Annotated in this window: 10 protein-coding genes; 2 read left to right on the top strand and 8 right to left on the bottom strand. The window is 48.1% G+C overall.

Going from position 1 to position 12,249, the window contains the following annotated elements:
• Positions 1-18 precede the first annotated feature (18 nt).
• The 8 genes from BMY60_RS06190 to BMY60_RS06225 all read right to left on the bottom strand — a co-directional run bounded on the left by BMY60_RS06190 (position 19) and on the right by BMY60_RS06225 (position 10,221).
• Positions 19-1,902 (bottom strand): ABC transporter ATP-binding protein, encoded by a 1,884-nt coding sequence (locus BMY60_RS06190; protein WP_090332262.1) that lies wholly within the window; start codon positions 1,900-1,902, stop codon positions 19-21.
• A gap of 15 nt (positions 1,903-1,917) precedes the next feature.
• Positions 1,918-3,156 carry a TraB/GumN family protein gene (locus tag BMY60_RS06195; RefSeq protein ID WP_090332202.1) on the bottom strand — a complete coding sequence of 413 codons (1,239 nt, stop codon included), beginning with the start codon at positions 3,154-3,156 and terminating at the stop codon, positions 1,918-1,920.
• Positions 3,157-3,602: 446 nt separating this feature from the next.
• Positions 3,603-4,472, bottom strand: a complete 870-nt coding sequence (locus BMY60_RS16190) for a septal ring lytic transglycosylase RlpA family protein (RefSeq protein WP_305728767.1) — start codon at positions 4,470-4,472, stop codon at positions 3,603-3,605.
• An 80-nt stretch (positions 4,473-4,552) separates the two neighbouring features.
• Positions 4,553-5,689 carry a rod shape-determining protein RodA gene (gene rodA, locus BMY60_RS06205; RefSeq protein WP_256250718.1) on the bottom strand — a complete coding sequence of 379 codons (1,137 nt, stop codon included), beginning with the start codon at positions 5,687-5,689 and terminating at the stop codon, positions 4,553-4,555.
• Between the two features lie 12 nt (positions 5,690-5,701).
• A complete protein-coding gene (mrdA, locus tag BMY60_RS06210) occupies positions 5,702-7,615 on the bottom strand; it encodes a penicillin-binding protein 2 (RefSeq protein ID WP_090332205.1) in 1,914 nt (637 codons plus the stop codon).
• Positions 7,612-8,163: a rod shape-determining protein MreD gene (gene mreD, locus BMY60_RS06215; protein ID WP_090332207.1), complete on the bottom strand. Its 552-nt coding sequence runs from the start codon at positions 8,161-8,163 to the stop codon at positions 7,612-7,614. Before mreD ends, mrdA begins: the two co-directional genes overlap by 4 nt.
• Positions 8,144-9,043 (bottom strand): rod shape-determining protein MreC, encoded by a 900-nt coding sequence (gene mreC, locus BMY60_RS06220; RefSeq protein ID WP_090332208.1) that lies wholly within the window; start codon positions 9,041-9,043, stop codon positions 8,144-8,146. The genes mreD and mreC overlap by 20 nt, the downstream gene beginning before the upstream one ends.
• 119 nt (positions 9,044-9,162) lie before the next feature.
• On the bottom strand, positions 9,163-10,221 hold the full coding sequence (locus BMY60_RS06225; RefSeq protein ID WP_090332210.1) for a rod shape-determining protein: 1,059 nt from the start codon (positions 10,219-10,221) through the stop codon (positions 9,163-9,165).
• A gap of 132 nt (positions 10,222-10,353) precedes the next feature.
• On the opposite strand from BMY60_RS06225, the gene gatC reads away from it, so the two are divergent.
• Together gatC and gatA are read left to right on the top strand one after the other, a co-directional pair.
• On the top strand, positions 10,354-10,641 hold the full coding sequence (gene gatC / locus BMY60_RS06230) for an Asp-tRNA(Asn)/Glu-tRNA(Gln) amidotransferase subunit GatC (protein ID WP_090332211.1): 288 nt from the start codon (positions 10,354-10,356) through the stop codon (positions 10,639-10,641).
• A 151-nt stretch (positions 10,642-10,792) separates the two neighbouring features.
• Positions 10,793-12,244: an Asp-tRNA(Asn)/Glu-tRNA(Gln) amidotransferase subunit GatA gene (gene gatA, locus BMY60_RS06235; protein ID WP_090332213.1), complete on the top strand. Its 1,452-nt coding sequence runs from the start codon at positions 10,793-10,795 to the stop codon at positions 12,242-12,244.
• The last annotated feature ends 5 nt before the right edge of the window (positions 12,245-12,249 follow it).

Below are 12,249 nucleotides of genomic sequence, written 5' to 3' on the forward strand. Positions count from 1 at the left end.
AATGCAGCACCGGGCAATCTATCCAAATCCCAGGAATCCTCCCGATTGATGATTCCAGAGCTGGGCATACAATTGATTATTGGCGATTAGCATCGCATGCGTGCCCTGCTCAACAATACGTCCTTTGTCCAAAACAATCAGTCTGTCCATTGCTGCAATGGTAGACAAGCGATGCGCAATGGCAATCACGGTTTTTCCCTGCATCAGCTGGTAAAGACTTTGCTGGATACTTGCTTCCACTTCCGAGTCAAGCGCAGAAGTGGCTTCGTCCAGTACCAGAATCGGTGCGTCTTTCAGCAGTACGCGCGCGATTGCTATACGCTGTCGCTGTCCGCCAGACAGTGTCACGCCGCGTTCACCGACATGTGCGTCATAACCGCGGCGTCCCTTGATATCCTGCAATGCCATAATAAATTCATGTGCCTGGGCTTTTCGGGCTGCTGCGATCATTTGCGCCTCTGTTGCATCAGGTTTTCCAAACAGGATATTGTCACGAACGGAACGGTGTAATAACGACGTGTCTTGTGTCACCATGGCGATATTACTGCGCAGACTATCCTGAGTAACTGTGTGAATATCCTGTCCGTCAATTGTTATCGTGCCTTGTTGAAGATCAAAAAAACGTAGTAACAAATTAACAAATGTGGACTTGCCGGAACCCGAACGGCCAACGACGCCGACTTTTTCGCCGTGTTCTATTTTGATATTCAGTTTATGAAATATTTTAGGTACGGTAATGGACTGGTTTGTGCGGTTGGTTTTGGTGGAGGCGGTTTCAAGATCATCGACGTGGTAGGAAAAACCAACATTTTCAAACTGAATTTCTCCGCGCAATACATGTAAGATGGACGCATTCGGTTTATCCCTGACAATCTGCGGTTTTGACAAAGTATTGATCCCGTCCTGCGCCGTACCTATATTTTCGAATAAATTGTTAACTTCCCACATGATCCAGTGCGACATGCCTGTCAGACGGATTGCCAGGCTCATCACGATAGCGATTGCACCTGGTCCAAGTGCATCGTTCATCCAGAGATGTAAACCCAGTACACAAATTGTAAAAACAAGCAGCATGTTGATTGTCCACACGCATATGTTCAGCCAGGTTGCCAGGCGCATTTGCGGGTAAACTGTTGCCATGAATTCCTGCATGCCCGTTTTAGCGTATGCTGATTCACGTTCACTGTGGGAAAACAGTTTTAATGTTGTGATATTGGTGTAGCTGTCGACAATACGTCCAGTCATTATGGAACGGGCATCCGCCTGTAAGGTGGAAATACGCTTAAGTTGCGGTACAAAATAAGACAGGATACTGATATAAGCGATCACCCAGACCAATAACGGTATGCATAAACGCAGGTCGGCGTCCGCGACCAGTAACAGGGTTGTAACCAGATAAACGGTCACAAAAAGTATCACATCGAGTAGTTTAAGTACTGTCTCGCGTACCGCGAGCGCTGTTTGCATGACTTTGGTGGCGATGCGGCCGCTGAATTCATGCTGAAAAAAAGCGTAGCTTTGGTTAAGCAGATATCGGTGGGCCAGCCAGCGAACCCGCATCGGAAAATTTCCCATGAGTGTCTGTTGAATGACCATGGAATGCAGAAACACAACAACCGGTATGAATATCAGAATGAAAATGGTCATGGCCAGTAATACCGGCCATTCAGTGTCGAGAAAATGTTGTGTGTTTTGCTCAGCCAGCCAGTCAACCATTTGACCAAGAATGCCGTACAGCATGGCTTCGCTGATAGCCAGGCAGGTGGTCAGTATAGCCAGCAAAACCAGATAAGGCTCGATACCCCGAACATAATGGCGGCAGAATTGATATACCCCCTTCGGAGGTTCGGTTGGATGTTCGGGGGGGAAGGGTGTGATCAGCCGCTCAAAAAAACCAAATATGGTTTTCATGAAGATCTAGCCGCTTAACCGCTCGAATATGCGAAAGCCTGCGACATATGTGCCAATGGCAGAACCCATTGTCGACAAGATGAAAATTAACAGTATGCGGGTAACCCGATTGTTCCACCAACCTTTCAAACTGGTAGTATCGCTGCGCAGGCGCTCAAAATCATGTACTTTTGGCTTGCGCAAAAAAGTTTCTGCAGCAGCTACAACCATACCTGCCCCAATTGTCGGGTTGAGCGATGTCAAGGGTGCAGCGAGAAAAGCAGTAATGATTGTCAATGGATGCGCAAGCGCTATTGCAGCGCCAAGAGCGGATAACCCGCCATTGATGAGTATCCAGTCCAGTACCATGGCAGTGCCGATTTCAGGGCTGCGCATGAATCCGATTGCGAAACCGGTCAGAATCAGTAAAACAATTATCCATGGTAAATATTTAAACCAGCTTGAAGAAACCGGTTGTGCTTCCAGCGTGTTAATGGTTTCATCAGGATCGCTGATACTTTGATGTGAGACTAGGCGCTGTATGCCGCTCATATGGCCTGCCCCGACAATGGCGAGAATATGCTGATAGTTGTTTTCATTGCTTTCTTTGATGAGGCGTGCAGACATATACTCATCACGCTCGCTGATCAGCGGTTTGAATAAATCTTTTTCATTTTCTGCAAACTGGGAGAATGTACTTTCCAGCACGTCACCCTCTTTTAATTTTTCAATTTCTTCTGCGCTAACTTTTTCTTTACTGATCACACTGTGGATTAAACCACCTAACAGACCCATGCGTTTCCACCACGGTACGTTGTGATAGATACGCTTCAGCGTGATACCAATTTCTCTGTCGATCAATAACACAGGCAATTGAGCGGTTTGCGCATCCTCGATTGCGACACGCATTTCAGCGCCGGGCTCAATACCGAACTGCTCGGCCATGCGTTGTTGAAAGGCGCCTAATGCCAAACTGGCGGCGACCATGCTGGCTTGACCGTTTTTGATTACTTGAAACAGATCCATTTTAGCCATGGCGTCAGGATTGACAATGGCTTTATGACGACTTGGACATAATTCGATGGCAATGGCATCGTATACTCCCGAAGCGATCAATTCTTGTACCTTGTCTGCACTGGCTTTTGATACGTGTGCGGTACCCAGCATTGTGATACTGCGTTTGCCAATTTGGACTGTTTTAATTGGTTCAGTCGCTAAAGTCACATTTTGTGAAATTGCGAGATCAGGTAATTCTTTTGTGCTCATGGATAAAAAGCTTGCAGGTTATGCGATAACATAAAATGGATCCGGTCACGGCCTGTTATGGTTGCCAATCAGCATGTTAATTAGGATTATCAGACCGCCGTGATTGATTTTTTAACTGATTCACTCAATCTTAATGAATGGGTGTGATAAAAATCACGGTGCTTTAAAAGAAAAACGGGTAATTTATACACTTGTTTTCGCCTTTGGACTGATTTATTTGCATTATAGTCTAACTTATGTGATGGCAATCTTATTGAATTAACAAACAGAGCGTCCAGAATTGATGGTGTGTTGTTGATACCGGTTAGTTGCGGTCATTTGAGTTGAATGAATGGTTTTATGACGAGGCCCTTTAATCCCTACACAATGTGGGGATTTTTTTCGGTTGATTCATTTGACCGTGTCGTATATGCCGTCGTCGCGGTTTCATGCCTCCGATGACAATGTTAGTCTATAACGATCATGGGTCTGATAGCCAGTTGCCGGGTTATGGTGTTCGCGGCTTGTTGAGCCAGTACATGACTGGCATACGGGCCTGCATGAACTTTAAATAAACCGTTTTGCCGGGTTATGCCAATTACTTTTTGAAGCCAGGGAAGCTGGTCTTGGATATGGGACAGGTAAATCCGCGCATTGTCCATATTTCCGAACGCGCCAAGCTGCAGGTATGCTTCAATTTCATTTTTCACTTTGTCGATTGGGCGCGCAGCCTGGTCATCAGATGATGCAATTTGTTTAATCTCCGCAGGTAATATCGATTCAACAATCACTTCACCTGTGCCATTGCCGATGATATCGAGTTTGTAGGCCGCTGTGTATGAAAGATCGATCAGCCGATCGGATAAAAATGGACCGCGATCGTTAATCCGTACAATCACGGTATTGCCGTTATGAATGTTGGTAACCCGTGCATAGCTTGGCAACGGTAATGTCGGGTGTGCTGCTGTCATCGCATACATATCGTAAATTTCACCCGATGCCGTTTGACTACCGTGATAACGCCGCCCATACCAGGAAGCAGTGCCGCGTGCGTTATACGGCTCGAGCGTTGTCATCGGTTCGAACAACTGTCCCATCACTTTGTATGGCCGCTTATTGGCCGCACGTAGCGGCTCCAGTTTGGGTACGGCATCCGGTATCAGATGTAGATCGCCGGGCGGATTATCACCGGGGCCGTCGTCCAGGTAGTACCCACCGCCACTGTGTTTGACCGATAGCTGTTGTGTCGAATTCATGTCCAGTACGTCAGATTCCGTATGCGCATCATATTGAGATGTGCTTGCGCAGCCTGAGATGGACAATAATATCGCTGGCATAATAATTTTTACTAACAGTTTTGATATGAAGGGAATACGTACGCAATGTATATAGCGTTTGTGGAATAGTAGTTTGTTCATCATGTTTTTACGAGTTTGGGATGTGTTTGAATACTCATCAGAATACCGAAACCGAGTAGCATGGTTACCATGGACGTGCCGCCATAACTGATTAAAGGCAGTGGTACGCCGACGACAGGCAGAATACCGCTGACCATACTCATATTGACGAAAATATAGGTGCAGAAGGTCAATGTGATTGAACCGGCTATCAGCCGCGTAAATTGCGTCGATGCATTTGCAGTGATAACCATGCAACGTCCTATAACTATCAAGTACAGTAATAATAATAGAGAATTGCCAATTAAGCCAAATTCTTCTGAAAATACGGCAAAAATAAAATCAGTACTTTGTTCAGGTAAAAAATCCAGCTGGGTTTGTGTGCCGTTTTGCCAGCCCTTGCCGACTAAACCGCCCGAGCCGATGGCAATTGATGACTGTATGGTATGGTAGCCCGCGCCTAGCGCATCCTGAGAAGGGTCCAGTAATGTTAGTACACGCTGGCGCTGATAGTCGTGCATGAATGACCATAGCACCGGGACGCTGCTGACTGCTGCAATAATAAGGCCGGCTATGATACGCCATGATAAACCGGCTAGAAACAATACATAAAAACCACTGGCTGCGATCAAAAGCGCCGTGCCGAGGTCAGGTTGGCGCAATATCAGCAAGACCGGCAACAGCAGAATGATTGCGGCGCTCAAATATTCTCTGAGGCGCAACGTAATTTCATATTTATCGAAATACCAGGCCATCATTAACGGTACCGCGATTTTCATGACTTCAGAAGGTTGAATGCGTGTTATGCCGATATTTAGCCAGCGGCGCGCACCATTGTTAATTTCGCCAAAGAATGCTACGCCGATTAGCAGAACGAATCCGAGTATATACAACGGCAGAGCAAGCCGCATAATCTGCTGTAAAGGAATATTGGCGACCAGCCACATAACACTCAGTGCAATCAACATGTGAAAGCCCTGTTTGATAACCTTGCTGATATCGCTGCCGGTAGCGCTGTATAATGTGACTAGGCCAATTGCCATCAGGATCAGTATGCCTGTTAACAGAAAACTGTCGATATAGCGTGTCAGATAGTGCCAGAGTTTTTTAACGCCAGCCAGCGGCATTTTTAATTTTGAATCGGATAAACTGGACATAAAGCGTTACGATTAATGTGGATGCGTATGCGTATGTTCTAAAGATGCCACTGCTTCTGCTGTTTTAGATTCCGGCAGTATACCAAACAAAAAATAATCCAAAACCTGTCGGGCTATTGGTGCCGCGGTTGAACCGCCGCTGCCGCCGTTTTCGACCAATACCGACAAAGCGATCGTCGGGTTATCGGCAGGCGCGTAAGCAACAAACATTGCGTGATCGCGGTGGCGTTCAGCTACAAGCTCTTCCTTATAACGCTCATTCTGTTTGATGCCGATCACCTGCGAAGTACCAGTTTTGCCTGCAAACATGTACTGTGTACCGGCAGCGGCGTTTGCTGCAGTGCCGCCGGGCCGGGTGACATCAACCAATGCCTGGTGAACCAGTTCCATATTCTGCGGTTCGTGATTAATAGTATATAGTACATTTTTAGGCAGTTCGCGCGTGACTCCGGTCTGGCTGTTTGTGATCTGTTTGACAAAATGCGGCCGGTAGGCTTTGCCGCGGTTGGCAATGATTCCGGTTGAAAAAGCCAGCTGTAAAGGTGTGGCCAGTACATAACCCTGACCTATGCCGACCGAGATTGTATCGCCGGCGTACCACCGCTGATTATGGCGGCGCATTTTCCACTCCCGCGAGGGCAGCAGGCCGTCGACTTCACCATAGATGTCTATGCCTGTTTTTTCCCCGAGCCCAAACTGCTTGATATAGTTATGAATGCGGTCTATGCCCATATCATGCGCAAGACTGTAATAATAGGTGTCACAGGAGACAACCAGCGATTTATGTAGATCAACGCGGCCGTGCCCGCCTACTTTCCAGTCGCGGTAACGGCGTTTGGAGCCTGGCAAACTGAAGTAACCGATATCACTAATGGCATACCAGGGCGAGCGCAAACCAAGTTCGAGCGCGGCGAGTGCCATGAATGGCTTAAACGTTGAGCCTGGAGGGTAAACACCCCGCAGTGCACGGTTATTCAGTGGTTTGTCGATTGAGTCGTTTAATTGTCTCCAGTTTTTATGGTCGATGCCGCCGACAAACAAATTGGCGTCAAATCCCGGCTTGCTGACAAATGCCAGCACTTCACCGTTTTTCGGATCAATTGCAACAAGCGCGCCACGGCGGTCACCGAAGGCATCATCGGCAATCTTTTGTAAATCGATATCCAATGAAAGAATCAGATTATTGCCTGATATTGGTGGAGTACGCGATAAAACCCGGATTGACCGGCCGGCCGCATCGGTTTCCACTTCGTCAAAACCGGTATTGCCGTGCAGTTCTTTTTCATAACTCTGCTCGATACCGGTTCGCCCAATAAAGTGAGAACCACGGTAGTTGTCAAGCTCACCGGATGCTTCAAGTTGCTCCAGGTCTTTATCGCTGATGCGGCTGATATAACCAACAACATGCGCCGCCAGCTCGCCGTAAGGATAATAGCGCAGGATCCGCGCCTGAATTTCCACGCCTGGGAAGCGGTAACGATTGGCAGCAAAACGCGCCACTTCTTCGTCATTCAAGCGGTTACGAATGGGCAAGCTCTTAAAGCGCTTATTTTCGCGCAGCAATTTTCTGAATTGCTCCAGGTCACTGGGTTTGATTTCGACGTAATTGGCAAGCTCCTTCAGCGTGGCGTCGAGGTCAGGAATTCTATTGGGTGTTAATTCCAAAGTATAGGTTGAATAGTTTTGCGCAAGTATTTTGCCATTGCGATCAAGAATCAAACCACGATTAGGCACCAGTGGTGCGATGGAAATACGGTTTGCTTCGGCCAATGTATGGTAGTGCTCGCCCTGTGTGATTTGCAAATAAAAAAAACGGGTAAAAAGGGCCAGAAACAGTAATAACACAAAACCAGCGCATATGGTCAGCCGTTTACGGAATTTGTACAGTTCAAGTGGGTGATTTCGAAGCTCTACAATAGATTTCATAATACATTGGAGTCATATCTGTGTTGCAACGGATAACGCAATAGGAAAGCGACGATAGGCCAGATAATCGCACCACTGAGCGATCCCAGAAAATAATGCCAACTCGGCAGATTGGCACCACCAAGCAATTCGATAATCACAAGCGCGCTTTGCATGATCAACAACATTACGAAAATCTGGGGGATTTGCTGCACTAGGCTAAATACTTTGACGCGGCGGCGAAAAACCGCTGCAATGTATACAACTACACAATACACCAGCGCATAATGCCCCAAAACAGAGGAATGATGTACGTCCATCATCAAGCCGACACAAAAAGCAATACTCATGCTCAGGCGCTGCGGTTGGTTGATATTCCAGAACAGGATAACCAGCGCAGCAAAATCGGGACGTATGGCCAGTGCGAATGATTGCAATGGGATAAAATTCAGGACCAATGCCACGCTAAGGCTGGCAAGCACATACCATGTTTTTGCAGGCGCAAGCATATCTTTGCTGACATACTTGTTGGGATTGATTTTAGATTCATCAATTACTTTCAGACTCAACGCTGGATTCCTTGGCGGGACTTTCGGGAGAAACGGGTAGAGCCGGGGATAGCGATAAAATCAATACCTGCCGGTTGCGATCGACGCCTGCGACAGGTGTGCCGGATATTTGCGCGAAATTATCCGATGGGTGACGCTTGATTTCAGTGATCACGGCAACCGGCAGTCCTCGCGGATATACCCCGCCGATACCGGATGTGGCCAGCAAATCGCCCTCACGGATATCCGTATTCACCGATAAATAGCGTAACTCAATTTCGTTGTTTTTTCCGGTGCCTGAAATTACTGTGCGGATATTGTTGCGCACAATTTGTATTGGTACCGAATGGTCTTTGTCAGTAATCAGCGTGACTTCGGATGCTAGTGGATATACTTGCGTGATTTGTCCGATAATGCCTTTGTAATCGATCACTATCTGACCCGCCTGGATGCCATGGTATGCGCCTTTATTCACAGTGATTTTATGGCTGAATGGATCGCGCGGGGTATAGAGAATTTCAGCCATGACCGCTGTGGCTGTGGTTTTTGTGTGGATGGTATTGACTGCGCCGAGCAGTTTGCGCAAATGGGTATTTTCGGCTTCCAGTGCTTTTAAACGCAATAGCTTTTCACTGTTGCGGAGGAAGTGTTCCCTGAGATAGGTGTTTTCTTCAAGGATGTGAAAACTGCCAATATAATCCATGACTGTATCATGTACATTTGATGGAAAAAGCGCCACTTGCTGCATCGGATAAATGATCATTGCGATGGCCTGCCGCATTTCCGGTACAAATTTGAAACGAAGATCCTCGGCCATGAGCAGGCATGAGAGCAGTATAAATAAAAATAGACGTGCTAGCGGACCTGGTCCATGCCTGAAAAACTGAGGCGTTGAATCCATTTATTCAGTAATAGAAATTCCAGATGTAAATCGGCTGCTGAGAAGACAGTTACAGGCAGTCAGCTTAGTTATGTTATGTTTATAGACGATTAGTCCTCAATATAATTGTAGAGTATCTGTCAATCGCTGGCAAAGATGCCGATTGACTGGTCCATGTTTTCAAGTGCAATGCCGGCGCCGCGGGCAACGCAGGATAGCGGATCGTCGGCGACAATAACCGACAACCCGGTTTCTTCCATCAGTAGACGGTCAATGTCACGCAGCAGCGCGCCGCCACCGGTCATCACCATGCCTTTCTCTGCAATGTCAGAGCCCAGTTCGGGTGGCGTATGTTCCAATGCCGTTTTAACGGCACTGGCAATGCTGTTGAGCGGCTCGTTTAGCGCTTCAAGAATTTCATTGCTTGATATGGTAAAGCTGCGAGGGATACCTTCCGCCAGATTGCGACCCTTGACTTCAATTTCTCGTACTTCAGATCCCGGAAATGCCGAGCCGATCTCCTTTTTAATAAATTCCGCTGTCACTTCCCCAATTAACATGCCATAGTTTCTGCGGATATAATTGATGATCGCTTCATCAAATTTGTCACCGCCAACACGCACCGAATTGGAGTACACAATGCCGCCCAGAGAAATAATGCCGACTTCGGTAGTACCGCCGCCAATGTCAACCACCATGGAACCGGTAGGGGATTCCACGGGCAGGTCTGCACCCAGCGCCGCAGCCATGGGTTCCTCGATTAATTCCACTTTGCGTGCTCCGGCACCGTAAGCGGCTTCGCGAATTGCGCGCCGTTCCACCTGGGTGGAGCCGTAAGGGACGCAGATGACGATGCGTGGATTGGCGGAAAAAAGACGGGGTGGATTAACTTTCCGGATAAACATTTTGAGCATTTGCTCGGTGACTGTGAAGTCCGCAATAACGCCGTCCTTCATAGGCCGGATGGCCGTGATATTGCCGGGTGTGCGGCCCAGCATCTGCTTGGCCGCCAAGCCAACCTGCTGAATCATTTTCTTTCCGTTGGTGCCGCTTTCCTCGCGAATCGCTACAACCGATGGCTCGTCAAGTACCACACCTTGGCCACGCACATAAATCAGCGTATTGGCCGTGCCCAGATCGATCGCCATATCAGTTGAAAAATAGCTGCCAAAAAAATTGTTGCTGAGAAAATTAAACATGGTGGCAATATCCGTTAATTGTGAATGGTGAAGGACATATCATAATAGTAGAAAATGCAATAAAATTGGTACGCCGAACAAACGGCGTCATGATACCCTATTACTCCTTTAAATATAAGATTCACACGTTATATGACTTTATCGACTGACGATGTAAAACAAATTGCTAGCCTTGCATATATCAAGATTGACGAGGATGAAACGAAGGCTGTTTTGGCCGAGTTGTCCGATATTTTTAAGCTGATTGAAACGATGCAGGCGGTCGATACATCCGGCGTGGCGCCGATGTCTCATGCGCAGGATGTAGTGCAGCGGCTGCGCGAAGACCGGGTGAGTGAATCAGATCAACATGAATTATATCAATCGATCGCACCACAGGTCGAGGAAGGCTTGTACCTCGTCCCCAAAGTGATAGAGTAAACCCGGCCTCACCGCATGTATGCATGTTACTGAGAAAGTCTGCGCTAACGTGCACATTGCGCGCATAGCAGTCATCATTTTAAGACAAACCGAGAACACTAACTGGTCGTCTTCAACCCATCTATGCGTATAATCCACAAACAATAATAACATGTTAAACGACAGTCTTAAGCAATTAGCCAAACGGCTTGCCGGTAAAGAAGTTTCGAGCGTGGAACTGACTGCAGAATTCCTCGGGCGGATCAATCAGCTAAACCCGGCATACAATGCATTTATCACCGTTGATGCCGAAAAGTCGCTAGAGCAGGCGCGCGCTGCTGACCGGAAAATAGCCGCGGGCGAAGCTGGACCGCTGACAGGAATACCGATAGCGCAGAAAGACATCTTCTGTACCCAAGGATGGTTGACAACATGCGGTTCCAGAATGCTGTCAAACTTTGTTTCACCTTATGACGCCGGTGTTATCGAACGGTTTAATGCGGCAGGTGCTGTAAATGCCGGCAAGACCAATATGGATGAATTTGCCATGGGGTCCAGTAATGAAAACTCATTTTACGGTCCGGTCAGAAACCCATGGGATATCAATGCGGTACCGGGCGGCAGCTCGGGCGGGTCGGCCTGTGCGGTTGCGGCGCGGATGACGCCGGCCGCAACGGGTACTGACACTGGCGGTTCGATCCGGCAACCTGCGGCGTTATGCGGAATATCCGGAATCAAACCCACTTACGGCACGGTCTCCCGGTATGGCATGATCGCTTTTGCGTCGAGCCTCGATCAAGGCGGGCCAATGGCGAAATCCGCTGAGGACCTGGCATTAATGCTCAATGTCATGACCGGCTTTGATGCGCGCGATTCAACCAGCCTGCAACGTGAAGCGGAAGACTATGCGCGCGATCTGGAAAAACCGTTAGCCGGTCTGCGCATCGGTCTGCCTCAAGAGTATTTTGCAGAAGGCATGCATGCCGATGTTGCGCGAGCGATCGAGCAGGCGCTTGATGAATTTCGCAGGCTGGGCGCGGAAATGCGTGAAGTGTCGTTACCGAATTCACCGTTGTCGATACCTGTATATTATGTGCTGGCACCGGCCGAAGCTTCCAGTAATCTGTCGCGTTTTGACGGCGTACGTTATGGTTATCGCGCTGAATCCTATCAGGATCTCCAGGATATGTACCGTAAAACCCGTGCCGAGGGTTTTGGTACGGAAGTGAAGCGCCGCATTCTGATCGGCACTTATGTGCTGTCACATGGCTACTACGATGCCTATTATATCCAGGCACAGAAAGTTCGCCGCCTGATCGCGCAGGATTTCACACGTGCATTCACACAGTGCGATGTCATCATGGGACCGACAGCGCCATCGGTAGCTTTTGATCTCGGCGAAAAAAGCAGCGATCCGGTGCAAATGTATCTGTCGGATATTTATACCAGCGCTGCAAGTCTTGCGGGATTACCTGGCATGTCGATTCCGGTCGGGTTCGGGGAGAAAAACAGGCCGGTGGGCCTGCATATTATTGGTAATTACTTTGCCGAAGCGCGCATGCTCAACGCCGCGTATCAATATCAGCAGGCGACAGACTGGCACCGGAGAATGCCTGATGTATAAATCCA

Source organism: Nitrosomonas sp. Nm51, assembly GCF_900111165.1.
Taxonomy (GTDB): domain Bacteria; phylum Pseudomonadota; class Gammaproteobacteria; order Burkholderiales; family Nitrosomonadaceae; genus Nitrosomonas.